This window comes from Streptomyces sp. DSM 116793 (genome assembly GCF_057320905.1).
In genome coordinates, this window is record NZ_CM170494.1 from 8,163,434 (window position 1) to 8,189,093 (window position 25,660).

Sequence of the window (25,660 nt, forward strand, 5' to 3'; positions counted from 1 at the left end):
AGCAGCACATGAGAGTCCTCTACATCGGCGGCACGGGCACCATCAGCTCGGCCTGCGTCGGCGCCTCGGTGCGCCAGGGCGCGGACGTCCACGTCCTCAACCGGGGCCGCACGGAGAAGCGACCGCTGCCCGGCGCGGTGACCACCGTCACCGCGGACGTGCAGGACCCCGACTCCCTCGAACGCGCGCTGAAGGGCCGGGACTTCGACTGCGTCGTCAACTTCCTCGCCTTCGGCGCCGAGGACACCGCCGCGATGGTCCGCCTGCTGCGCGGGCACACCGGCCAGTACATCCACATCAGCTCGGCGTCCGCCTACCACAAGCCCGTCAGGCGGCTCCCGATCACCGAGTCCACCACCCTGCACAACCCCTACCTCCGCTACGCCCAGGACAAGATCGCCGCCGAGGAGGTCCTGCGCCGCGCCTACGAGGAGGAGGACTTCCCGGCCACCGTCGTCCGCCCCTCGCACACCTACGACGACGCCCACCCGCCGCTGCCCGGCGACTGGACGGCATGGGACCGGGTGGCGCGCGGCGCCGAGATCGTGGTGCCCGGCGACGGCACCAGCGTCTGGACGCTGACCCACGCCGACGACTTCGCGGTGGGCCTCACCGGCCTGATCGGCAACGGGCAGGCCGTCGGCGAGGACTTCCACATCACGTCCGACGAGGTGCTGTCCTGGAACGAGATATACACGGTCGTCGGCCGGGTCACCGGATCCCCCGCACGGCTGCTGCACCTGCCCTCGGAGCTGCTGCCCGCCATCGCCCCCGACTGGTTCTTCTCGGACCTGATCGTGGGCGACCTCCAGCACAGCGTGGTCTTCGACAACAGCAAGATACGGCGCTATGTGCCGGCGTTCCGCCCGGTGATCACCTGGTCCGAGGGGGCCCGGCGGCTGCGCGAGTGGCGCGCCGGGCACCAGGACGCGGCACGCCCCGACGCGGTCACCGACGCCGTGCTGGACCGGCTGGTGCGGGCCAGGCACGCCGCGGCCGAGGCGGCAGCGGCGCTCGCGCCATGAGGACGAGCCCGCCCGCGCCGGGCCCCTGGCAGCGGGCCATGAGCACCCAGGAGAACCGGCCCCCGGTCACAGAGCACCGGCCCCGCACTCCGCCGGCATCCCCCCGAGGCGGTGACCCACGATGACCGCGCACCCTCCCACACCGGCCTCCGGTGTCCCCGACCCCGCCGTCCCCCGGCCGTTCGGCCGCACCGGCCTCGGCGTCACCCCGATCTGCGTGGGCACCAGCCCGCTGGCGAGCATGCCCGCGCTCTACGGCTACAGCGTCGACGGCGACCGTGCCGAGGCCACCGTGGCGGCCGCCCTGGACGGCCCGTTCACCTTCATGGACACCTCCAACAACTACGGCGGCGGCACGGCGGAACGCAGCATCGGCGCCGTGCTTCGGCGGCGCGGCGGCCTCCCCGAGGGGTTCGTCCTCGCCACCAAGGCGGACGCCGACCCCGAGACCGGTGACTTCTCGGGCGCCCGGGTGCGCCGCTCGGTGGAGGAGAGCCTTAAGCGGCTCGGCCTCGACCGGATCCCCGTGCTGTACCTGCACGACCCCGAGTTCCACCTGACGTTCGAGGAGGCCATGGCACCCGGGGGAGCGGTGGAGGCCATGATGGCGCTCCGCGACGCCGGAGTGGTGGGCCACCTCGGTGTCGCGGGCGGCGAGCTCGACCTGATGCTGCGCTTCGTCGCCACCGGCGAGTTCGCCGCCGTCGTCAACCACAACCGCTTCACCCTCGTCGACCGCAGCGCGGAGCCGCTGATGGACCTCGCCCGCGAGAAGGGCACGGCGTTCGTCAACGGCGCCCCGTACGGCGGCGGCATGCTCGTCAAGGGACCCGACGCCCAGCCCCGGTACGCCTACCGTGACACGCCCGAGCCGGTCCGTGAGGCGGTGCGCGCCATGCGCCGGGCCGCCACCGCGCACGGGGTGGACCTCGCCGCGCTCGCGCTCCAGTTCTCCCTGCGCGACCCCCGGGTGACCTCCACCATCGTCGGCTTCTCGCATCCCTCCCGCGTGGCCGCCACGCTCCGGCTCGCCACCACGCCGGTACCCGACGGCCTGTGGGAGGAGATCGAGCGGCATGTGCCGCCCCGCACGTACTGGCTCTCCTGACCACCCGGACCGACCCGCGCCCGCCCGCTGCCCCGGCGTCCCGGCGCCGCACGGGGCGGGCGCCCCGCGCCGCGCCCCGGCGCCGCTCCGGCACGCGCCCGTGCCGTCGCTTCGAACCCCGCAACGGAGAACCCATGAGTGTGAACCCCACCGCCGGCCCCTCGCCCGCCGCCGGCGAGCCCTCGGACGGGCCCGGCGGCCCCGCTGAGACCCCCGCCGACCGGGCGGCCCCCTGGCAGGACCCGGCCCGGTCCGTCGAGGAGCGCGTCGAGGCCCTGCTCGCCGCCATGACCCTGCCGGAGAAGGTCGCGCAGTTGTACGGCGTGTGGGTCGGCGTCTCCCGGTCGGACGGCGAGGTGGCCCCGCACCAGCACGAGTTCGCCACCCTCCCGGTGCCCTGGGAGGAGCTGATCGGCTCGGGCATCGGCCAGCTGACCCGCCCCTTCGGCACCGCCCCCGTCGATCCGGTGGCCGGCGCCCGCAGCGTCGCGAACGCACAGCGCGCCATCGTGTCCGCCGGGCGGCTCGGCATCCCCGCACTGGTGCACGAGGAGTGCCTGACGGGTCTCGCCGCCTGGACCGCCGCCGTCTACCCGTCTCCGCTGTGCTGGGGCGCCAGCTTCGACCCGGACCTCGTCGAGCGGATGGGCGCCCAGATCGGCGCGGCCATGCGGCGGCTCGGCATCCACCAGGGGCTCGCCCCGGTGCTGGACGTGGCCCGTGACCTGCGCTGGGGCCGGGTGGAGGAGACCATCGGCGAGGACCCGCTGCTCGTCGGCACCATCGGCAGCGCCTATGTGCGCGGGGTGCAGTCGGCGGGCGTGGTCGCCACCCTCAAGCACTTCGTCGGCTACTCCGCCTCCCGGGCCGGCCGGAACCTCGCCCCCGTGCCCGCCGGGCGCCGGGAGGTCGCGGACGTTCTGCTGCCGCCCTTCGAGATGGCGCTGCGGGCCGGGGCCGACTCGGTGATGAACAGCTACGCCGATATCGACGGGGTGCCCGTGGCCGCCGACCTGGACCTGCTCACCGGACTGCTGCGGGACACCTACGGCTTCACCGGCACCGTCGTCGCCGACTACTTCTCCGTGGCGTTCCTCCAGACCCTGCACCATGTGGCCGGCTCGCAGGTGGACGCGGCCCGGCTCGCCCTCACCGCGGGCATCGACGTCGAGCTGCCGACGGTGCACGCCTTCGGGGCCGGGCTGGTCGCCGCCGTGGAGGCCGGCGAGGTGGACGCCGCCCTGGTCGACCGGGCGGCCCGGCGCGTGCTGGCACAGAAGTGCCGGCTCGGCCTGCTCGATGCCGGCTGGCAGCCGGAGGCGCCGGTTTCGGCGGAGGCCGCCGGCGGGACCCCGGTGGCGCTCGACGACACCACGACCCGCTCGCTCGCCCGGGACCTGGCCCGCCGCTCCGTGGTGCTGCTGCAGAACGGGCGCGGCACCCTGCCGCTGCCCCCGGGCAGCCGGCTCGCCGTCGTGGGCCCGCGTGCCGCCACCGGGGAGGCGATGATGGGGTGTTACTCGTTCCCGATGCACGTCGGCGTGCACCACCCCGACGTGCCGATGGGCATCGACGTGCCCGGCCTGGTCGAGACGCTGCGCGCCGACCCCGCGGGATACGAGGTGCGCTACGAACGGGGCTGCCCGGTCTCCGACTCCGTGCCGCCCTCCCCGGGGACCGCACGGGACGAGGACGGCACGGCCACGGCCCCGGCCACGGCCCCGGGCACGGGTACGGACGCGGGCACGGGCACGGGTACGGACGCCGGCACGGACGCCGGGATCGCCGCCGCGGCGCGGGCCGCGGCCGAGGCCGACATCTGCGTGGCCGTCCTCGGCGACCAGGCGGGGCTCTTCGGCCGCGGCACCTCGGGCGAGGGCTGCGACGCCACCGACCTGCGGCTGCCCGGCCGTCAGGAGGACCTGCTCGAAGCCGTGCTGGCCACCGGCACCCCGGTGGTGCTGGTGCTGCTGGTCGGCCGGCCCTACGAACTGTCCCGGCAGACCGACCGGCTGGCCGCCGTGGTGTGCGGTTTCTTCCCGGGCGAGGAGGGCGCCGCGGCGCTCGCCGACGTCCTCGCCGGACGGGTGGACCCCGCGGGCCGGCTCCCGGTGAGCTTCCCGCGCGCCGGCGCCAACCAGCCCACCACCTACCTCGCGGCGCCACTCGGCCGTCGCACCCAGGTCAGCAACATCGACCCCACGCCCCTCTTCCCCTTCGGGCACGGCCTCTCCTACCACCCCACCCGGTGGACGGCGATCGAGGGCGACCCGTCGGGGACCTGGCCCACCGACGGCACCTACGACGTCACCGTGACGGTCCGGAACACGGCCGCCGTCCCCGTCTCCGACGTCGTGCAGGTCTACCTGCACGACCCGGTCGCCGACGTGGCCCGCCCCGAGCAACTGCTGCTCGCCGCCCCGCGGGTGGACCTCGCCCCCGGCGGGCAGCGGACCCTGACCATCCGCCTGCACGCCGACCAGACCTCGTACACCGGCCGCACCGGAGGACGCCGGGTCGACCCCGGTGCGGTGGAGCTGCGCGTCGGCGCCTCCAGCGCGGACATCCGGGCCACCCTGCCGGTGACCATGACCGGTCCGGTGCGCCGGGTCGGGTTCGAGCGGGTGATGCAGGCCCAGGTCACCATCGCGCCCGCCGCCCCGGTCACGACGCCCTGACCGCCCGGCGGCGCGGCCGTGCCGCCGGCCGTGTCCGCCCTGTACCGCCTGGTCACGGCGGCCGACGACGGGCGGCACGCGCGCCGGGCGGGTGGACGACCGGATTCGGCCGACCCGGTATCAACGATTCCACAAGCCGTGCAACGCCGGCCGCGCAGAGTGGGCCCCGCCACGCCCGGCGGACGGGGTTCCGCTCCACCCGCCGGGCGGGGATCCGCCGCAGTCCCCGCACAGCGGTCCCCGGAAGGAGTAGCTATGGACGTGCCCCGCGGGCCACCCGCGGGCCACCCGCGGGTCGGGCCGGCACGTGGTGCACCGGTACGGCCGGCTGCGGCGACGAGCAGGTGGCCCGACGCCTGGTGGATCCTGGTCGCGGCGGGATTCGTCCACCGGGTCACGTGAACGGGCCCCGTGAACGGATCCCGAGCCGGGTCCGTGACGAGTCCGGTCCGAGGGCGGCGCATAGTCCCGTCCGGGGGGCGGATCATCCGGCCACACCTGGTCGCACTCGGTCACATCCCGGTTCACCTCCTCCGACGTCCATCAGCCTCCGGACCGGTTTCCGCGACGTGCCACGTGCTGGAAGCGTTTCCATGCGTCGGCACGGTGGCGGCGCCGTATGCCTTCCGGAAGGGCTCCGGAGCGACGGGGGAGCGCAGCCGGTAGGGCCGGGTTTCGCCGGGAAACTCCGGATCCGCACCTGTGAGCATGGTGGATGTTTGAGCAAGTGCTCCCCGACGGCGTTCCCGTCGCCGTACAGTCGCGCCGGCGACGTTCTGGAAGCGCACCCAGTCCTGGGCCGGGGCGTGACCGGGGCGGCGTGCTCAGGCAACGGCACGGCGGTCCGGTCCGGTGGCCCGGAACCGGACGGGCGGTCAGGGCGCGGGCGCAGGCGCGGCGGTGGCACCGGGCCGGCCGCCCCCGCGTCCGACACGAGGCACCGCCACGGTGAGGACCGCACCGTGTCCCCCGATGACGGAAGGGAACGCTCGGATGCAACGCGCGAGGCTCGCCGCTGCGGCGGTCACGGTTCTGGCGGCACTGGCCACCGCCGGGTGCTCGGACGGCGGGGACGCCGACGGGGGCGGCCGGCGGGCCGCCCCGGTGGGCCCGGACAGTACCCCGCTGGTCAGACAGCTCGACCAGGTCCGCAGCACCGACGCCTCCCGTGCCTGGACCAGCTACGGCGACCTGGCGGCACAGCGCGCCCTCGGCGGCGGCAGGCCGGCCGCCGGCCTGGCGGCGATGGCGTCCTACGGCTGGGCCACCACCCAGGCCCGCGACGCGGCGGCCAAGACGCAGCTCCACCTCGACGGCAGCAGGGCCGACCAGGTGGTGGAGGTCGGGCAGGAGCACGGCAGCGGACGGTTCGAGGGCGGCATCGACACGGCCGCGGTGGTGTCCGGCGCGAAGGCGATGGGCGCGCGGAAGGACGGCAGCGCGGGCCCGCTGACCCTGTGGCGGCTGGCCGGCGACGAGAAGGCCCCGCGCACCGGGAAGCTCGCGGAACTCTCCCGCGCCACCGCGGACTTCAACGTCCTGGCCGCCGGAAGCCACACCCTGGTGCGCGCCGACAGCAGGGCGGACGCGGCGATGCTCAGCGCGGCTGGCGAGGGTGACACGCTGGCCGGGGACCCGGACTTCCGGGCCGTCGCCGACTGTCTTGGCCGCCCCCTCGCCGCCACCCTCACCGACCAGCACATGGCCATGGGCGCGGCGTCCCCGGAGCCCGCCGGCTTCGTCACCGGCGCCGGGGTGGTGGGCGGCAGCCCCACCGCGCTCACCCAGCTCGCCTGCCGTACCGCCTCCTCGAAGGACGACGCCGAGAAGGTGGCCGAAGCGGTCCGCGACCGGCTCGCGCGCGGCAGGACCCGGCTGAGCCGGCTCCGCTGGAGCGACCTGCTCTCCGGCACCAAGGTCACGGTCACCGGCGGCGGACGCGTCGTCAGGGTCACCGGCACCTCCGAGAAGAGCCCCCAGCTCGTGCTGGAGCTGCTTCTCGCAGGGGACCTCTCCGACCTGCTGGACACCTCGGGCTGACGGCGCGCCGGGCCTCCCGCGGCCGAGCTGCGCCCTTCGGCCGCACCGCACCGCATCGCACCTGGCCGGGTGCCTCCCCATGCCCACCCTGCCGGGTGCCTCCCCCCGCCCGCCCCCGGCCCCGCGTTCACCCGGCGCCGCCCCGCTCGTATCACTGTGGTCATCCTGTGAAAATCTCGCGGACATCCGGTGGAGCATCGAAGAGTCTCCGCAAGAGCATTTACGCGTCATGTCTCGCGCGCTACGTTATGGGAGCGCTCCCACTTGGCGTGGTCCCGTCAAGTTGACACCCACCCCACACCCCCCACGTGTTGCGCGCCGCGGTGGGAGGCAGCACCAGCACGGTCACCCGTAACCCGCGTCGGGCGGGCCGCAACCGTCCGGTCCACGGACCGGCTGCCTGCCGCGGTGGCATTCACCCCCAAGGAGACTTTTCATGGTCATCCGACCCCTCGACAGAGCGAAGGTCCCGGTCCGCGCGCAGCGTCTGCTGGGCGTGCTCGGGGCCGCGCTGCTGGCGCTGGTCTTCGTGTCCCTGCCGTCGCCGGCATCGGCCCACGGCGTCGCCATGGCGCCGGGTTCCCGCACATACCTGTGCTACAAGAACGGCCAGTCGTCGACCGGCGCCCTCAACCCGACCAACGCGGCCTGCAAGGCCGCGTTCGCGCAGTCCGGCGGCACCCCGCTGTACAACTGGTTCGCCGTCCTCGACTCCAACGCGGGGGGCAAGGGCCAGGGCTACGTCCCGGACGGGAAGATCTGCAGCGCGGGCGACAAGTCCCCGTACAACTTCTCCGCCTACAACGCCGCCCGCAACGACTGGCCCAAGACCCACCTGACGTCCGGCTCGACGATCCAGATCCAGTACAGCAACTGGGCGGCGCACCCGGGTGACTTCCGGGTCTACCTCACCAAGCAGGGCTGGTCCCCGACCACCCCGCTGGCGTGGGGCGACATGTCGCTGATCCAGACCGTCACCAACCCGCCGCAGCAGGGCGGCGCGGGCCAGGACGGCGGACACTACTACTGGAACCTCAACCTGCCCTCGGGCCGCAGCGGCAACGCACTGCTGTTCATCCAGTGGGTCCGCTCGGACAGCCAGGAGAACTTCTTCTCCTGCTCGGATATCGTCTTCGACGGTGGGAACGGCAACGTCACGTTCTGAGGACGGCCACGGCGCCCGCGCCGGGCGCCCGACAACAGGCCGTGAGGCCGCCTGCTCCTGCGGCACGCCCCGCGTGAGCAGGCGGCACCCGGGTCCCCGCGCCGGCGGGCGCGGGGACCCCGTGCGGTCGCGGACCTGGTGCGGTCGGGGTCCCGCGCGGCTCCGGAAGCGTTCTCACCGCCTCTGCTACCCTCCCGGTATGCAGCGCGCCACCCAGACGACGACGCCGGAGAGTCTCCCGGCGCGCTGACCGATGCCTTGAATCGAGAGCCCCGGGGCGATCCCCGGGGCTTCGTCGTAGGTCCGGTCACTCGCCCCCGCGGGGCAGCGAGGAGACCGCCATGCAGGACCACCGCAGGCTCGGCCGCGAGCTCGGCCTGTTCGACACCGACCCGCTGATCGGGGCCGGGCTGCCGTACTGGCTGCCCGACGGCGCGACCGTACGGCACACCGTGGAGGAGTACATCCGCAACGCCGAGCGGCGCGCCGGATACCGGCACGTGTGCTCGCCCGTGCTCGGCAAACGGGAGCTGTACGAGATCTCCGGGCACTGGTCGCACTACAGCGACGACATGTTCCCGCCGATGGACCTGGGCGGCGAGCAGGTCGTGCTGCGTCCGAGCCTGTGCCCGCACCACGCGCTGATCTACCGCTCCCGCGCGCACAGCCACCGCGAACTGCCGCTGCGGATGGCCGAGCTGGGCGGCATGTACCGCTCCGAGCTGTCCGGGGTGCTCGGCGGGCTGACCCGGGTGCGGGCCATCCAGCTCAACGACGCCCACATCTTCTGCTCCGTCGACCAGGTCGCGGACGAGGCGCGCGGCGCCCTGGAGATGATCCGCGAGGCATACCGGGCGCTGGGCATCACCGCGGCCCGCTACCGCCTCTCCCTGCCGGGCCCCGGCGGCAAGTACGTCGACGCGCCCGGCCTGTGGCGGCACGCCACCGCCCTGCTCACCGACGTCCTCGACCGCTCGGGTCTGCCCTACGAGGCGGCCCCGGGGGAGGCCGCCTTCTACGGGCCCAAGATCGACGTGCAGGTCGCCGACGGCGCCGGCCGGGAGACCACCCTCTCCACCGTCCAGGTCGACTTCCACCAGCCCGAGCGGTTCGACCTGCGGTACACCGGCGCGGACGGCGAGCGGCACCGCCCCGTCATGGTGCACCGCAGCATCATCGGCAGCCTCGAACGGGCCGTCGCGCACCTGATCGAGCAGCACCAGGGCGCCTTCCCCGCCTGGCTGGCCCCCACCCAGATGGTCGTCCTCCCCGTCTCCGGCGCCGAGTCACCCGGCGCGGAGGAGCTGGTGCGGCGCTGCCGGGAACTCGGGCTGCGCGCCGAGGCCGTGGGACCGGAGCGCGGCAGCCTGGGCGCGCGCGTCCGGGGGGCGCGCCTGGTGCCCTACCAGGGTTTCGTCGGCGCCAGGGAGGCCGCCGACGGCACCCTCGCGCTGCGCCTGCGCGACGGGCGCCGGCTCCCACCGCTGCCCGCCGGCGACGCCCTCGTCCGTATCCACGACCTCGTCACCGCCCACGCCACCGACCTCTGGCGGTAGCGCGCGGTGTGACGGTGCCGGGCACCGAGGGCACGGCGGAGCCCCGCCGGATCGAGGGCGTGGGAGGTGCCCCGGGACACGGCCCGCGGGACACGGCCCCGCGCCCCTGCCGGGGCCCGGACGGCCGGGAGGCCGCCGGCGGGACCCTCAACCCGCCGGCGGCCGGTCCTGTCAGGCGTGCCGGGAGCCTGTCACCCCCCGCACGGCCGGGGCGGGCACCGCCGCGCCACGCATCCGTACGACGGCGGAGCTCAGCGCGAAGCTGCCGGGACCGGAGAACATCACGAGCAGGAAGGCCCAGCAGAACATCACCGCGGGCTCACCGCCGTTCTGGATCGGCAGCAACTCGTGCGGCTGGTGCTGGGTGAAGTAGGCGAACGCCATGGAACCGGAGCAGACCATGGCCGCCGGGCGGGTGCCGAGGCCCGCCAGGACGAGGACGCCGCCCACCAACTGGATGGCAGCCGCCCACCAGCCGGGCCACTGCCCGAAGGAGGGCGAGCCGCCGCCGTGCGGCGTGACGAGCACACCGAAGAGTGTCGAGACGCCGTGGCAGACGAAGAGCAGTGCCACGACGATGCGGAAGAGTCCGAGAACATGTGGTCTGTGCTTGTCCAACTGATCCATCGAGAGGCCCTTTCTCGCATGCGCGATGATCAGGAAGGACCACGGTGGCGACCGTCGGGCGCCACCGTGGGCGGTGCGACGCGCGCGTCCCCGTCCGCGGTCGGACGGAACTGCGCGCGCCCCCGGCCGGTCCGCGTCCGCCGTTGGTCGCATGGCGGGACGCGGCCTGACCGGTGGTCATCGGCGGGGCCGCAGCACAGCCGGGGAGCGTCGGGCGGGGCCGGCTCGACGGAGGTCCGGGTGGTGGGTGCGTGACCCGTCCGGTCAGTGACGGGCGGCGGCTCCGGTGGCCAGGTCGTAGGCGAGCTGGGGATCGAACTGCCCGGCGGGCCCCGCGCAGCCGTCCGCCTCGCCCGGCAGCTTGACCCAGAGGAAGGCGTCGATCCGCGCGTCGCCCGTCTGGTCGGTGGACGGGGTGCCGATGGCACGTCCCGCGGGATCGCACCACTCGGCGCCCGGCGCGGGCCCGTTGCCGTTGCGGCTGGTGTCCACGACGGCATGCAGATCCGGGTCGCCGACCGCGGCGAGCACCTGCTTGTCGTAGGCGACCTCGTCCGCGGTGCGGTTGTAGTTGGAGACGTTGGTCGCGATGCCGTCCGCGCTGTTCGCGATGTCCGCGGCGACCAGCCGGGAGGCGATGGCAGCCGGCGCCAGCCACTTGGAGTGCCCCGCGTCGAAGTACACCTTCGCCTGCGACGAGGCCGCCTTGAGCGCCTTGCCCGCGTAGGCGAGCGAGGCCTCGGTCTCGGCCTGCTGCGCGCCGCTCTGGCACTGGCTCATGATCGACAGGACGTCCGGCTCCACGATGACGGTCGCGGGCCGGCCCCCGAGCCCGGCCGCCAACTCGTCGATCCAGGCCCGGTAGGCGGCGTGGTTCGGGGCGCCGCCGCTGCTGGCCCCCGAGCAGTCCCGGTTGGGGATGTCGTACACGACCAGGATCGGGATCTTCCCGGCGGTGGCGGCGGCGCCCACCAGGGCGTCCACCTCGCCGCGGACGGTGTCCGTGTTCGTCTCGGTGAACCAGCGCGCCTGGGGCACGGTGGCGATCCGGTCCCTGATGACCTGGGCGCGCGCGTCGCCGGGGTGCTCCGCCACCCACTGCGCGGCGTTGGTGGCGGGATCGACGTAGAACGGCGAGTCGGCGGCCGCCGCGCGCTCCGGCACCGCCAGGGCGGCGGTGGCGGTGGCGGCGAGCACGCAGGCCGCCACCAGCGCGGACCTGCGGGCACGTACGGCACCGGTGCGGCGGTGCGTGCGGATCGGCTTGCTGCTGGCCATGGGGGGCTCCTGGAAGTGGGGGAGGCAGCCTTGGGGCCTACCGGGTACGGGCTGTGGGCGCACACCGGCCGGTGGCGCCACCGGCCGGTGTGCGGGTGCGGGTGGTGCGGTGTGCCGTCCGGCGCCGGGGCGGGCGACGGTGTGTGGGGGGAGGTGGCGTCCGGCCCGAGCGGGGCGGGTTGTCGGGCCGGACGGGCGTGGGGTGGGGCCGCGGAGCCTGGTGGGCCCTGGGGGTCGCGGCCCCGGGTGCCGGGCCCGGCAGGGGGATCGGGGCCCGGCGGCGCTCGGCTGCACCGTGGGGGAGGTGAGCGGGTGTGAGCGCCTAGCCGTGGTGTGCCGCGGTGGGGGTGCGCGGCAGTGTGGTGCCGGTGACGGTGTGCACGTTCCGGGTGGACACCGGGCGGGCGGGGGGCACGTCGCGGTCGCCGGTGGCCGGTCGGGCGTCGTGCACGGGTGCGGTGGAGGTGTGCTGCCCGGCCGCGTCGCCCCCGTGGGCGGTGGCGCCGTGCGTGGTCCCCCGGGCCTGGCCGGCCGCGGGCACGACCAGCTCGGTGACGGAGTAACCCGGCAGGGTGAGCGAAGCCCTGCCGCCCTCGACGGCCTGGTCGGGCAGCCGCGCGATGCCGGAGGTGTCCGCTCCGCTGTACTGGAACACCTGGGCCCGGGCACTGTTCGTGAGACCGGCGACGCTCAGCGGTGCGGTCCGTTCGTCGGTGGACTTGTTGACCACCATCAGCGTCAGCGCACCGTCCGAGGAGCGCCGCGAGGCGAAGACGGACACCTGGTCGGGGTCGGCGCTCGCGGCCGGCAGACTGGTGTCGCCGAACGCCGAACCCCTGCCGTCGTAGTTGCGGTACATCCGGAACGCGTACGCACCCGGGTCGGTGGGCGCCGGGGGCGACCAGAGAGTGGCCAGGTCCAGGCCCTCGCGCCCGTAGATGCCGAGCACGTCCGCCTCGGCGAGCGCGCCGTCGATGTGGTCGAGCGCACCCCAGTTGTACTCGCTGATGGCGAGCTTGGTGCCGGGGTAGTTCTCGTCCACCAGCCGCCGCATCCGCGGGATCAGGTCCACCGGCTGGTTGATCCAGCTCTCGTCGGTGTAGTCCGGGTCCCACAGCTGCCGGGTGGAGCGCAGCCGCAGCGCCTGGGTGGCCGCGTCCTCTCCGCCGCCGGTGATGCCGGTGCCCTGCGGGTACCAGTGGTTGTCGTAGTAGTCCAGGATCCGTGTGTGGTGCTGCCGCTGGTACGCGGCCATCTGCCGCAGGTACCAGGTGGCGTAGGGGACGCCGCCGTGCGCGGCCTGGTCGGGCGGGTTGGACCAGCAGTCGCCGCCGGCCTCGTTGCAGGTCTTCTGGTCCAGGCCGGAGAGCAGGATGGAGTTCCAGCCCCAGCCGACCGGGCCCAGTGTCCGGGCCCCTGGGTCGACGGCCTTGACCGCGCCCGCGATGGAGTAGGTGCGATCCCTGATCTCGTCGTAGCCGGCGCCGTCCGGGTGCACGTCGCGGTGTGTGGCGTGCCAGATGTCGGCCTCGTTGTCGAGGTCGTAGTACTTCACACCGCCCCTCGCGGCCTTTCCGTACTCCCCGGTGAGGTGGCGCAGCCAGTCGGTGACGTAGCGGGCGCCGGCCGGGACGCTGGTGTCCGTGGGGTCGTTGCCGGTGATGGTGCTGCCGTCGGCGGCGATGCCGTTGCCGCAGTCCGGCATCCACTGGTCGGTGCTCTGCTGCGGTCCGTACTTCCCGACGCTGAACCCGCAGGCCTTCGTGCGGTCCTTGGGAACCCAGCCGATCAGCGGCACCGTCAGGATGGTGTCCGCGCCCGCGGCCCGGTCCTTCGCCACGAACTGGTCGGTGCTGGAGCCGTCCGGCAGCCGGGCCGGGTCGGCGACCTCGTCCGGGATGTTCTCGAAGAACCAGTCACTGGCCCGGTTGCTGGTGCTGGTCAGGTAGTTGTACCGGGTGGTGGCGTTGCCTCCCCACCGGTCCACCGGCAGCTTCAGCTCGGCGGCCAGGCCGGCGTCGGCGAAGTTCATGCCGTAGATGTCCGGGCTGATCGGGTGGCCGGCCGCCGAGGCGTCCACGGTGAGCGCGGGGCCGTCCGCCGCGTGGGCGAGCGGGCCCCCGGCCACCAGGGTCGTCGCGGTGACCACCGCCGCGGCCAGCAGCGGCCAGGCCGGCGACCGTTTGGGGTGCATGACGGGCTCCTCCCTGAAAGAGCACGAGAACGGCGTGTGACCGCGACCGCCGCGGCTCACCGGAACACACGTCCGTGGGCCACCGGCACGGTGACGGGGAGAGCTGTGGTGCGCGGTCTCGTACTTCCTGACCTGGGCATGACATGCCGCTGACGGGAAGTTCAAGACGCAAGGATCTGGGAGCGCTTCCAGAGAACAGCCGGTGACCCGACCGCGTCAAGAGGATGTTCAACTCTTGTTTCAACAAGGTCTCACGCGGTGGTTCCTGTGCCGTGATCCTTCAAGTCTTTGCGGCCCCGCTACTTCCGCAGGGGTTGACCACTCGTTACAGTCATGATTTGTGGGAGCGCTTCCATGACGGGGTTTCAGGAGCGTTCCGAGCGCGGCCCGCACCACCCGGATGGCACGACCGGAGTCCGACGAGGCAGAGGCACACCGAAACGAGGAAGTTCCGATGACCGCTCTTGACGCGCCTTCGCCGGTGGGGGACGAGCTGGATCCGCCGAGGGGCGATCCCGCGGGGTGCCTCGTCCTGTCGTGCGACTTCTCCCTGCCCACCGACCCGGTCTCCGTGCCCGCCTCGCGCGCGATCGCCGGCCAGACCCTGGACGCCTGGGGCTTCGCCCACGACGACGAACTGCGGCGGACCGCCCTGCTGGTCCTGAGCGAACTCGTCACCAACAGCGTGCGGCACGCCGCATCCGTCTCCCCCCATGTCGAGATCGGCCTGAGCCTGACCGACAGTGAGCTGACCGTCGCCGTCCACGACCGGCACCCGTACCGCCCCTTTCCGCTCGCCCGGCCCCGCGGCGACGGCAGCGGCGGGTGGGGGCTGCGCCTGGTACGGGACCTGGCCGCGGAGACGGGCGGCGCGATGGCCGTCCGGGCGGACCGGGACGGCACCGGCAAGACGGTGGCGGCCCGCCTTCCGCTGAGTGCGTAGGGGTGCCCGGGGGCGCGGCTCAGCGGAGTGCGCGGCTCGGCCGGGTGTGCGGCTGAGGGTGCGGCGCCCTCGGCGCCCGTGACGTCCGGCCCGCGGCCACCGGCCCCGGGCCGCGTCCTCGTCCCCGTCAGGGCGGTGTCCCGCCCCGGTACGCACCGGTATCCGTCCCCGGCTTGCCTACAGGTTCTCAACGCACGTGCACGGGCGCTCTCACGCCGGTGCGCGCCCAGACGCCTGCGCGGGCGCGCCCACACGTTTGCACGGGCGTGCCACACGAGTTGCACGGGCGCGCCCACACGAGTGCACGAGGCGCCCGACGTCCTGCCCGGGTGGGCTCGACGTATACCCGCACGAGTGCGCCCGGCGCCATGGACGTGCCGGCACTCGACGCACGCGCACGGGCGCTGCGCGCACACCGAAGGACCCCGTGCGGTCCGTGAGGATCGCACGGGGTCCCGGAGTGCGGCGCCGTCTGGCCCGCTTGCCGTGGGCCTGCTTACCGGACCGGCGGGTAGGCGTTCTTCAGCAGCTCCTGGAACTGTGCCGAGAACCAGTCACCGGAGAGCGGGGCGTTGGGCAGCGCTCCGGACATGTTGTTGTTGTTGCGCGGGTTTCCGGTGTACGTCGGGTCGCACATCCGGTCGAAGCCCTTGCCCTCGTCGTTCGGGATCTCCTGGCTGGCGCCGTCGGACTCGCCCGGGGGCTTCATCCAGACGTAGGCGTCGATGCCGGTGGCCGGAGAGGCCTTCGGGCGCTCGCCGAGACCCGCACCGGACTGGTTGCACCAGTTGCCCAGCTGGATGCGGCGGTCGATGCGGCCGCCGTTGACGTAGGCGTCGGCGCTGGTCTGCGGTCCCGGGCCGGTCGGACGCGCGGAGCCGCCCCACCCGTTGCGGGAGGTGTCGATCAGCGCGCCGATGTCGCTCCTGAACCCGTCCTTCTTCATCTCGGCGAGGAAGGCCTGGGCGAACGAGAGCTCGTCGACGTAGTCGTTCCAGTCGATCCACTTGGCCTGCGAGCGCACCGGCTGGCCGCCCACCACGTCGGTGACCTTGAAGTACGGCTCCTGGGTCGCCGAGTAGTTGGCGGTGTTGGTGATGATGCCCGCCACATCGTCGACCGTCGCACCCGCGGTGGTGGCGGCCTGCTTGAGCAGCTGGGCGGTGGGGCCGAAGTTGTCCGCCCAGCCGATCCAGCCGTGGTGGCCCGCGTCGATGTAGTTGTACACGTTCTGGGCGTCGCCGAGCTTGCCCAGCGCGTACCCGACACCGGTGACGTAGTTGCCGTTGGCCTTCATGGTGTCGCACTGGGGCGTGGCGGTCGCCCGGCTTCCCGTGTTCGTCACCAGGTTCGGCAGCGAATCGATCTCGATCGTGTTCACGATCCGGAGGTTGGCGTAGGCCGGGTCCGACTCGATCTTCGCGATCGGGTCGATGTACTGCGTCTTGTACCTGTCGATCTCGGTGGGCCCGAGCTCACCGTTCGAGGCCAGGGCGGCGCAGTCACGGCCGGGAAGGTCGTAGATGACGATCTGGATCAGGTTGGCGCCCTGGGATTTCGCCCTGTCGAGGTGGGCCTTGAGTCCCATGGCCCCGTCGGTGCCCTGGATGGCGGCGATGCGGTCCATCCAGACGCCGGTGGGCTGGTTGGCGACGGCCGCACCACCGGGTTCGGCGGCGGCCTTCGCGGACCAGTCCGGGTTGACGTACACCTTGGCACCCGCGTACGGGTTGTCCACACGTGCGGCGGCGGCACCGCTGGCCGTGCCACCGCCCACCATCATCACCCCGGAGGCGAGCGCCATCGCGGCCACAGCGGCGAGGCTGCCGCGACGGTAGCGCGAGCTGCGTGGGGGGCCTGATCTCATGCTGAGCTCCTTCGTTGTGACCGCGACGGAGTTGTCGTGGTCATGACATAACGCCACGAACGTCGCTCCATAACGGGCGGGGGGATTTGGGAGCGCTCCCATGTTTCCATGGATGGAAGCGCTTCCAGATTCTGACCGTACCAGCGCCGTAACACTCTGAAAAGAGCCGGCAACAATCCGGTGTCCGTTCGCCTGGTGCTCGGCAGGTCAGAACGCGTTCTGGGGCGTGCGGAGTGCGCCCGGTCGTATGCCGGGCGGGGTCAACGCCCGTGGAGGACCCGGGTGCGCCCGGCGGGACGTCCCTTCCCGTCCAGGTGTCCAGTCGACTCTTCCAGACCTGTGGACGGCCGTCCATACCCTGTTCGCGGGGTGCCGGGAGCGGGTGGTTCTCCGCCGGGGGTGCGGACCACGTCGGTGTGGTGGCGTGGGACCGCGTCGCCGGCTGGTCGTGCCGTGTGCGTGGGGGCGGAACTGCGGCATACTGCGCCCGTGCTGACCGAACTGCGTGCGCGGTTACGAGCCGACGGCCTCGACGACGGCGTGGTCGACGCCGAGTTGCTCACCGGCGGTGTGGTGAACACCGTGGCCCTTGCGACCTGGCCCGACGGCGTCCGGCGCGTCGTCAAGTACTCGCCGGCGGCGCCGGACGGCCTGTATCCGTGTGAGGCGGAGGGGCTGGCGGTGCTGGGGGCCTGCGGTGGGCTCGTCGTTCCCGAGGTCCGCCACGTCAGCGACCGGCTGCTGCTGCTCGAGGAGCTACGGCCGCTGGACGGCGTACCGCTGGCCTTCTGGGAGGCGGCCGGGCGGGCCGTGGCCGCCCTGCACGGCGTGCGCGGCGAGCGGCACGGCTGGCACCGGGACGGCTGGCTGGGGCTGCTGCCGCAGCACAACGCCTGGTCGGACGACGGGCACGAGTTCTTTGCAGCCCGGCGCATCCTGCGCTACCTGCCCGAGCCCCGGGTGCGGCAGACGCTCAGCGCGGCGGAACGGGCCGCCATCGAGCGGATCTGCGACCGGCTGCCGGAGATGGTGCCGCCGACCCCGGCGGTGCTGACCCACGGTGACCTGTGGCGCGGCAACATCACGTTCACCGCCGACGGGCGGCCCGCCTTCATCGATCCCGCCGTCTCCTGGACGTGGCCCGACGTCGACCTGAGCATGTTCCACAGTGCCGCCGCCCCGGACGAGTCCGACCGGTTCTTCGGCGCGTACCGCGAGGTGTGTCCGCTCGGTGACGGCTGGCGGGAGCGGCTGCGCATCCTGCACCTGCGGGAGCTGCTGAGCACGGTCGCCCACGAAGGGGACCGGTGGGGCGTGCTCGACCACATCCGGAAGGTCGTCGCCCCGTTCACCAGGCGGTGAGCAGGGGGACGGGCACCCCGGGCCGCCGGCCGCCCCACCGCGCCGGCCCGAGCAGACGGCCTGAAGGCCGCAGAAGGTCTTGACGAGCACATGGCGGCGGCCTGGGAGGCCTGGGCGACTGGGAGCCCAGGAGTCCAGGAGGGCCTGGGAGTCCAGGGCGGCCTGGGAGTCCGGGAGGCTTGGGAGGCCAGAGAGGCCTGGGCGGCCTGGGTGCCGGGACGGCCTGAGGGCCACCGCGTCCAGAGGCAGGTGGCCCCTCCCGTGGTGTCAGGCTCTCTCCCGTGGTGCGTGGTGTCAGGGGCTCAGTCAGGCTTGCGGTCTGACGGTGTGTCGAGCCACCGTCCGCCGTCGTCCTCGGCCGTCCGGCGGTACTTCGCGAGCAAGGAAGAGCTCCTGCTCGAACTGGCCGAGCGCGGCTGGAACCGGTGGCGGGACATCCTCACCGCCCGCCTCGACGGGGTCCGGGACCTCACCCCGGCCGGGACCGCCGCCGTCGTGGCGGAAACGCTCGCGGCGCAGCCGCTCTTCTGCGACCTGCTGGTCCATGTGCCGCTCGGCCTGGAGGGCGAGGTCGGCATCGAGCGCGCCGGCCGCTACAAGACCAACTCCTTCGCCGCCTACGACACCATCGTGGCAGCCCTCGCCGACGCGGGCGCCATGACCACCGCCCAGGTGCGGGAACTCATCACCGCCGCGCTGGGTCTGACCGCCTACCTCTGGCAGGTCTCCCACCCCACGGCCACCCTTGCCGAGCTCTACGCCCGGAACCCCCGCTGGGCGCATGCCGCGCTCGACTTCGAACCCCGCCTGACCCGCCTGCTCCAGGCCACCGCCGCGGGCCTCGTCTCCGGGGCGGCCCCGGCGTAGTCCGGCGCGCGCTGCGGTGTCACGGCCCCGGGCGGCGGGGCGGGTCCCGCTCTGGGAGCGCTCTTAGGGGATGTGGGGTGCACCGCCGCAGGTGGGGCGGTGGGGGAAAGTTCTGATTCGTTCCTGCGATGTCCTTCGGCGTCCGCAGGTGCTCTCCGGTGTCCCCGCGCTGCGGAAAACTCTGCCATCACCCCGGGCGCCCTCCCGTCCGCCGGATCCCCGCTGCTCACGGCCGGTGTGGAGGGCGAGGTGGGGCCGGTCGCCGCCGGGTGCGGGGCACCGGATTGATTCAACGGGGTTTCCAGCTTGTCATGTCCCCGCTACAGTCCCAACTGGGAGCGCTTCCATAAGCGGCCCGCAACCCCACCGCACAAGCCGAGCCCTTTCTCCGCCCCACAGGAGGAACGTCGTGCGAGACCGAGTGGCGCACCTGTCGAGTGCAGGGCCGCCGCCGTGCCCGCACCGACCACCTGCCGATGCCCCGCCGGCCGACGACCTCGGGCGGCACGGGGGCGCCGGAAGCAAGGGCGGGGCACCGGCCGGTACGAGGTCCGCAGGCTCACCCGAGGTGTTGTTCCGGGCTCACGCCCGCCCCTGATCTCCGGCTCCGCAGTGGCCGCTCACCAGCCCATTCCGGAGCCGGCTCTCACGTGCGAGGCCCCGGCGGCACGCCCGCCGCGGGGGCGTTCGCCCCGTGTCCCGTACGCGCGGGGCACCCTGCGCGGTTCCCCCAAGGACCGCCCACCCCCACAGAAGAGAGGCACCATCTCGCGATGAGACCACACAGGAAACGCCGGCTGCGGCCCGGCCCCGTCACCGGCGCGGTCGCGCTGGCCGCCCTGATGGCGGGTGCGCTGCCCGCCGTCTCGGCGGCCTCGCCGGCCGGCGCCCCGGCGACGGGCGCGGGCAAGCCGGCCACGGGGACGATCAGCTCGCTGAAGCCGAGCGGCAACTACTTCCTGGGCAAGCACGCCACCGTCCCGCTGCAGACCCGGACCAGGGGCGACGTCAGCAAGGTCGAGTACTTCGCCGACGACACGCTGCTCGCCAGGGACACCACGGCCCCCTTCACGGGCAACTGGAAGGACGTCCCGGCGGGCCACTACTCGATCACCGCCAAGGTGTTCGGCAAGGACGGCATGTCGTCGACGACCCGGCCGGCCGACATCACCGTGCTCGCCAAACCGACCATCCTGGCCTCGCCCATCACCAAGCAGGTGCGGCAGGGCAGGTCGACGTCCTTCGGGGTGCACCTGGCGACCAAACCGGCGCACGACGTGACGGTGACGGTGTCCCGGGCCGACGGCACCACCGACCTGACCGCCGCCCGGAAGAAGCTCACCTTCACCCCGGACGACTGGAAGACCCCCCAGCAGGTGGAGGTCACCTCGGCCAGGAAGGGCGGCGACCTCGAGAACGCCACCTTCCGGGCGAGCGCCGACGGCTACACGTCGGGACTGGCGAAGGTCCAGGAACTGCGGCCCGACGCGTCGGACTACGAGCAGGCCTTCCTCGACCAGTACAACAAGATCAAGGACCCGGCGAACGGCTACTTCCGCGACTTCGGCGGCATCCTGGTGCCGTACCACTCCGTGGAGACCCTGATGGTCGAGGCGCCCGACCACGGGCACGAGACCACCTCGGAGGCGTTCAGCTACTACCTGTGGCTGGAGGCCGAGTACGGCAAGATCACCGAGGACTGGGGTCCGCTGAACGACGCGTGGAAGTCCATCGAGACCTACGCGATCCCGCCCCACGCCGACCAGCCGACCAATGACAAGTACGACGCGAGCAAGCCCGCGACGTACGCCCCCGAGTCGCCGAGGATGTCGGACTACCCGGCCAGGCTGGACTCCGGTATCGCGGTGGGCCAGGACCCGATCGCGGCCGAGCTGAAGTCGGCCTACGGCACCAGTGACATCTACGGCATGCACTGGCTGCTCGACGTCGACGACGTCTACGGCTACTCCAGCTGCAGCGACGGCAACGGCCCCTCGTACATCAACAGCTACCAGCGCGGCTCGTCGGAGTCGGTCTGGGAGACCATCACCCAGCCGTCCTGTGACGACTTCAGCTACGGCGGCAGGAACGGCTACCTGGACCTGTTCACCGGCGACTCGCAGTACGCCACGCAGTGGAAGTACACCAACGCCCCGGACGCCGACGCGCGTGCGGTGCAGGTCGTCTACCAGGCGAAGAAGGTCGCGGCCCAGCAGGGCAAGAGCCAGGACATCGCCGGTGTCGTCGCCAAGGCCACGAAGATGGGCGACTACCTGCGGTACTCGATGTTCGACAAGTACTTCAAGAAGATCGGGAACTGCACCAGCCCCAGCTGCCCGGCCGGCTCCGGCAAGAACAGCGACCACTACCTGATCTCCTGGTACTACGCCTGGGGCGGTGCGCTCGACACCAACGCGGGCTGGGCCTGGCGGATCGGCGACGGCGCCGCCCACCAGGGCTACCAGGACCCGCTGACCGCCTACGCGCTGTCCACCGACCCGGACATGAAGCCCAAGTCCGCGACCGGTGCCCAGGACTGGGCGACCAGCCTCACCCGGCAGCTGGAGTTCCTGCAGTGGCTCCAGTCGCCGCAGGGCGGCATCGCCGGCGGGGCCACCAACAGCTGGGACGGCAGGTACGGCACGCCGCCGAGCGGTGACACCACCTTCTACGGCATGTACTACGACCCGCAGCCCGTCTGGCACGACCCGCCGTCCAACCGGTGGTTCGGCTTCCAGACCTGGGGCATGGAGCGCGTCGCCGAGTACTACCAGGCCACGAAGAACAGTCGTGCCAAGGCCATCCTCGACAAGTGGGTGGCATGGGCGCTGGCCAACACCAAGGTCGGCACGGGCGGTGACTTCACCATCCCGGACAGCCTGGAGTGGAGCGGCCGGCCGGACACCTGGAACGCGAACAGCCCCGGCAGCAACAGCGGCCTGAGCGTGCGGGTCGTCTCCACCGGCCATGACGTCGGTGTCGCGGCCTCGCTGGCCAAGACCCTGATGTACTACGCCGCCGGCTCCGGGAACACCCAGGCCCGGACCACGGCCGAGGGACTGCTGGACGCGCTCAACGCCAACCAGGACGACCTCGGCATCGCACTCCCGGAGACGCGGGCGGACTACAACCGGTTCGACGACAAGTACAACGCGTCCACCGGCGAGGGCACGTACGTGCCGCAGGGCTGGACCGGCACCATGCCGAACGGCGACACGATCGACTCCAACGCGACCTTCGAGTCGATCCGCTCCTTCTACCAGGACGACCCGGACTGGCCGAAGGTGCAGGCCTACCTGAACGGCGGTGCGGCCCCGACCTTCACGTACCACCGCTTCTGGGCACAGTCCGAGATCGCCACGGCGTTCGCGATCCACGTGGACCTGTTCGGCTGAGCCGGCCGGGCAGGGACTCGGAAGGCACGGCACGAGGCGATCCCGTATCGCCCGATGCGTGATCGCCGCGGTGTGCGGGCTCGCCGTCACGACGGCGGCGAGCCCGTCCCCCCCGGGGCCCGCGGGCCGCGGGGGCCCCGGTGCCGACGACGTACCACACCACAAGCCACCGAGCGCGTCCGCGCCGTGGCGGCGGACTCCTCGCTCACGCCGCCGCTCGTGAGGAACGGCCGGACGCGCGTCCCCCGGTGGTGGTTCCGCGACCACCACCGAACGCGGTGGAGGGCTCGGTGGGAGCCCTCCACCGCGGCCTCCCGCGGGAGCCGCGCGCCTCCCACGGGCCCGTACACCCCGCCGCGGGCGGCCTCCCGGCGCTCCGGCGCCGATCGGCACCCGCCCCCGTCTCTCCGGAGGATCCCATGGCTTCATCACCCGCACGCGCGGGCCGCCGGCGCAGGCCCGCGCCGGCCCTGACCGCACTGGCCATCGCCGCCGTCGCCGCGGCGGGGCAACTCGCCCTGCAACCGGCGGCGGCCGCGAGCCGGGCGCCCGCCACACCCACGGCGGCCGTGTTCACCGACGGCTTCGAGACCCAGACCGGCAGCACACCGTCCGGACGGTGGAACACCACCGTCCGGGACTGCTCGGGCACCGGCACCGCCACCGTCGACACCACCAAGGCGCACAGCGGAAGCCGATCGGTGCGGGTGGACGGCAAGACCGGGTACTGCAACCACGCCTTCGTGGGCACCGACCTCTCGGGGGTCTCCGGCGGCTCGCTCTACGTGCGGTTCTGGATCAACCACAGCACCCCGCTGCCCACCGGGCACGTCGCCTTCGCGGCCATGCAGGACGCCAACGACGGCGGCAGGGACCTGCGCATGGGCGGTCAGAACAAGGCACTGCAGTGGAACCGCGAGTCCGACGACGCCACCCTGCCCGCGCAGAGCCCGGTCGGCGTCAGCAAGAGCATCCCGCTGCCCACCAACACCTGGTCCTGCATCGAGTACGGCATCACCGGCGGCAACCTCACGACCTGGGTCAACGGCCAGCCGGTCGAGGGCCTGATCGCCGACGCCACCCCGACCCAGGACGTCGACCAGCAGTGGCGGTCCAAGGGCAACTGGAGCCCGAACCTGAAGAACCTGCGGCTCGGCTGGGAGAGCTACGCCGACGGCAACGACACGCTCTGGTTCGACGACGTCGCGGTCGGCACGTCGCAGATCGGCTGCGGTTCCTGAACGACGGCGCGGGCCCGCGCCCCTCCCGGGGCGCGGGCACCGTCAGGGGCTGGTGCACCCCATCGACCCGATGGGGAAGTTGTTGCCCGCCGAGTCGGCGGTGAAGCCGAAGACGACCTCGTCGTCCGGCGGGATGGTCGCGTTGGACGCCGCGTTCCTGACGGTCACCGTGCCGTCGCCGTTCTGTGTCAGGGTGCCGTCCTGCACCGCGGTGATGGTGGTGCCCACCCCGGGCTGCCAGGTCACCGTCCAGCCCTCCATGGGCTCCGTGCCGTGGTTCATCACCTCCACCTGGCCCGCGAAGCCGCCGGTGTGTTCCTCGGTGACGTTGTAGAGCGCCATGCACGCCATCGGCTCACCGGGGTCGGTGGGCGGCGGGTCCGTCGGATCCGTGGGCGGCTTCGGGTGGTGGCCGTGATGGTGATGGTGGTGATGCGGCGGCCGGTGCCCGTGGCCCGGCGGGTGACCGTGCCCGGGGTGCCGGCCGTGGTGGCCGTGGGCGGCGCCGGCCGTGCGGCCGTCCGCCGCGCCGGGCGTGTCCTGGGCCTGGGCGGTGCCCGGGCCCATCAGGAGCAACCCGGCCGCGGTGGCCAGGGCGGCCATGGCCGCGGGCAGTGTGTGCTCGCCTCGTCTTCGCACGTGTGCACCTTTCGGTGGGGCCCGGCAGACGCGGTCCGCCACCGCCGGAAGTGCGGCGGACCGCTTCGGGCACGGAAGAGAGAGCCCTCCCGGGCAGGCCCGACGTCATGTGCCGCAGGCAAGGCACAGGGCGAAGGGAATGGGAGCGCTTCCAGAACCATACTCAGGGCTCGATGACGTGTAAATGGCTTCGAGGGACCGGCCGGGGGAGTGCTGGAAGCGGCCTCAGATGTCCGGAGGGTCATCCTCGGACCCGGTGCTTCGAGGCCCCAGGTGTCGAGGATCGGGGCCCCGAGGCCAGGGTCCCGACGTCCGGTGCTCCGAGGCCCTGGGCTCTGAGCACCGAGGCTCCGGGGCACACGGCTGCCGGGCGCGCGGCACCGGGGCCCGGAGCGCTTAGGTCGTGGCGCGGCGCACGAACTCGGTCGGCAGCAGGATGGACGGCGGCAGATCCGGGTCGCCGGCGAGCTGGGCCAGCAGCCGCCAGGCCATCGTCCGGCCCAGCTCCTCCACGGGCTGCCGGATGGTGGTCAACGGCGGCACCGCGGTCGCGGCGACGTCCGAGTCGTCGAAGCCCACCACCGCGACGTCCTCGGGGACCCGCTTGCCGACCGCCTGCAGGACCCGCAGGGCGCCCACCGCCATCAGGTCGGACGCCACGAACACCGCGTCCAGGTCGGGGTGCGACTCCAGCAGCCGGCGCATGGCGGCCTCCCCGCTCGCCATGGTGAAGTCGCCGTGCTCCACGGCGTCCGTGGGCTGCCCGGCCGAGGCCAGGCCACGGCGGAAGCCGCTGAGCCGGTCGATGCCCACGGCCATGTCCCGCGGCCCGGCGATGGTGGCCACCCGGTGCCGCCCGATGTCCACCAGGTGACGGGCCGCCATACTGGCGCCGTTGAAGTTGTCCGCGTCGACATAGGGCACGTCGGCCCTGGTCAGCGGGCGGCCGCAGACCACGAGCGGCAGCCCGGACGCCAGCAGTTGCCCGGCCAGTGTGTCGCCGCCGTGCACGCTGACCAGCAGCACGCCGTCCACGTGTCCCTCGCGCAGGGAGCGCAGCGAACTGTCGTCGCCGTGCTGCTCCTTGGCCATGATGAGCGAGAGCTGGAGCCCGTTCTCCCCGAGGCTGCCCGAGATGCCGCGCATGATCCGGGCGAAGAACGGGTCGCTGACCACGAACTTCTCCGACTCGGACACCACCAGCGCGATGGAACCGGTCCGCTTGGTCGCCAGCGACCTGGCCACCTGGTTCGTCCGGTACCCGAGGCTCTCCACGGCACGCTCCACCGCGGCCCGGGCGGAGGAACTCACATAGGGCAGACCGTTGATCGCCCTGGAGGCCGTGGCACGGGAGACCCCCGCCGCCTTCGCCACCTCGTCGAGCGTGGGCGGCCGCCCCGCCGTGGGGGCCTTCGCAGGATCATTCACCGGTTCTCCACTAGTGACAGGGGCGACTGCGGTCGTACCACGCCGCGCGGGACCGCATCAGGTGACCGAAGTCCGCTCCGCATCCTCTGGCTCTTCCCACGCCCGGCCATGGTATTCACCTGCGAACACGCTTCCTTCCTCCCCCACTGCCTGAAAGGCGTGGGAGGTACCCCCACCCCACTGCCTGAAAGGCGTGGGAGGTACCCCCACCCCACTGCCTGAAAGGCGTGGGAGGTACCCCACCCCA

Annotated in this window: 15 protein-coding genes and 2 pseudogenes; 11 read left to right on the forward strand and 6 right to left on the reverse strand. The window is 73.0% G+C overall.

Annotation, left to right across the window (positions count from 1 at the left end; genetic code table 11):
• The first annotated feature begins 8 nt into the window (after positions 1-8).
• The 6 genes and pseudogenes from ACSMXW_RS32220 to thrS form a co-directional block, all read left to right on the forward strand.
• Complete coding sequence (locus tag ACSMXW_RS32220) at positions 9-1,025, forward strand: NAD-dependent epimerase/dehydratase family protein (RefSeq protein ID WP_485801540.1); 1,017 nt, start codon at positions 9-11, stop codon at positions 1,023-1,025.
• A gap of 121 nt (positions 1,026-1,146) precedes the next feature.
• Positions 1,147-2,133: an aldo/keto reductase gene (locus tag ACSMXW_RS32225; protein ID WP_485801542.1), complete on the forward strand. Its 987-nt coding sequence runs from the start codon at positions 1,147-1,149 to the stop codon at positions 2,131-2,133.
• A gap of 134 nt (positions 2,134-2,267) precedes the next feature.
• Positions 2,268-4,811: a beta-glucosidase gene (locus ACSMXW_RS32230; protein ID WP_485801543.1), complete on the forward strand. Its 2,544-nt coding sequence runs from the start codon at positions 2,268-2,270 to the stop codon at positions 4,809-4,811.
• Positions 4,812-5,804: 993 nt separating this feature from the next.
• Positions 5,805-6,851, forward strand: coding sequence for a hypothetical protein (locus tag ACSMXW_RS32235; RefSeq protein WP_485801545.1), 1,047 nt, complete (start codon positions 5,805-5,807; stop codon positions 6,849-6,851).
• A gap of 436 nt (positions 6,852-7,287) precedes the next feature.
• A pseudogene (locus ACSMXW_RS32240) lies at positions 7,288-8,010 on the forward strand (lytic polysaccharide monooxygenase auxiliary activity family 9 protein); the annotation flags it as partial.
• A 341-nt stretch (positions 8,011-8,351) separates the two neighbouring features.
• Positions 8,352-9,572, forward strand: a pseudogene (gene thrS, locus ACSMXW_RS32245) (threonine--tRNA ligase); the annotation flags it as partial.
• A 171-nt stretch (positions 9,573-9,743) separates the two neighbouring features.
• Here the strand turns inward: thrS and ACSMXW_RS32250 are convergent.
• From ACSMXW_RS32250 to ACSMXW_RS32260, 3 genes are all read right to left on the reverse strand, one after another.
• Positions 9,744-10,199, reverse strand: coding sequence for a DoxX family protein (locus ACSMXW_RS32250; protein WP_485801547.1), 456 nt, complete (start codon positions 10,197-10,199; stop codon positions 9,744-9,746).
• Positions 10,200-10,463: 264 nt separating this feature from the next.
• Entirely contained in the window at positions 10,464-11,477 is a 1,014-nt protein-coding gene (locus tag ACSMXW_RS32255; protein WP_485801549.1) for a glycoside hydrolase family 6 protein, read from the reverse strand.
• A gap of 322 nt (positions 11,478-11,799) precedes the next feature.
• Entirely contained in the window at positions 11,800-13,671 is a 1,872-nt protein-coding gene (locus tag ACSMXW_RS32260) for a glycoside hydrolase family 44 protein (RefSeq protein ID WP_485801550.1), read from the reverse strand.
• Between the two features lie 454 nt (positions 13,672-14,125).
• Between ACSMXW_RS32260 and ACSMXW_RS32265 the strand changes: the two genes are divergently transcribed.
• Positions 14,126-14,614 (forward strand): ATP-binding protein, encoded by a 489-nt coding sequence (locus ACSMXW_RS32265; protein WP_485801552.1) that lies wholly within the window; start codon positions 14,126-14,128, stop codon positions 14,612-14,614.
• Positions 14,615-15,110: 496 nt separating this feature from the next.
• Here ACSMXW_RS32265 and ACSMXW_RS32270 read toward each other — a convergent pair whose 3' ends face one another.
• Entirely contained in the window at positions 15,111-16,481 is a 1,371-nt protein-coding gene (locus tag ACSMXW_RS32270) for a glycoside hydrolase family 6 protein (protein WP_485801553.1), read from the reverse strand.
• A 489-nt stretch (positions 16,482-16,970) separates the two neighbouring features.
• Between ACSMXW_RS32270 and ACSMXW_RS32275 the strand changes: the two genes are divergently transcribed.
• From ACSMXW_RS32275 to ACSMXW_RS32290, 4 genes are all read left to right on the forward strand, one after another.
• Entirely contained in the window at positions 16,971-17,843 is an 873-nt protein-coding gene (locus tag ACSMXW_RS32275) for a fructosamine kinase family protein (protein ID WP_485801555.1), read from the forward strand.
• A 327-nt stretch (positions 17,844-18,170) separates the two neighbouring features.
• The gene (locus ACSMXW_RS32280) at positions 18,171-18,710 is read left to right on the forward strand and encodes a TetR family transcriptional regulator (protein ID WP_485801557.1); all 540 of its coding nucleotides are present in this window, start codon (positions 18,171-18,173) and stop codon (positions 18,708-18,710) included.
• Positions 18,711-19,483: 773 nt separating this feature from the next.
• Entirely contained in the window at positions 19,484-22,105 is a 2,622-nt protein-coding gene (locus ACSMXW_RS32285) for a glycoside hydrolase family 48 protein (protein WP_485801559.1), read from the forward strand.
• A 419-nt stretch (positions 22,106-22,524) separates the two neighbouring features.
• The gene (locus ACSMXW_RS32290) at positions 22,525-23,346 is read left to right on the forward strand and encodes a hydrolase (RefSeq protein ID WP_485801560.1); all 822 of its coding nucleotides are present in this window, start codon (positions 22,525-22,527) and stop codon (positions 23,344-23,346) included.
• Between the two features lie 42 nt (positions 23,347-23,388).
• Here the strand turns inward: ACSMXW_RS32290 and ACSMXW_RS32295 are convergent, their stop codons facing one another.
• Together ACSMXW_RS32295 and ACSMXW_RS32300 are read right to left on the reverse strand one after the other, a co-directional pair.
• Positions 23,389-23,985 (reverse strand): cellulose binding domain-containing protein, encoded by a 597-nt coding sequence (locus tag ACSMXW_RS32295; RefSeq protein WP_485801562.1) that lies wholly within the window; start codon positions 23,983-23,985, stop codon positions 23,389-23,391.
• Positions 23,986-24,381: 396 nt separating this feature from the next.
• Entirely contained in the window at positions 24,382-25,413 is a 1,032-nt protein-coding gene (locus tag ACSMXW_RS32300) for a LacI family DNA-binding transcriptional regulator (RefSeq protein ID WP_485801564.1), read from the reverse strand.
• Positions 25,414-25,660 lie beyond the last annotated feature (247 nt).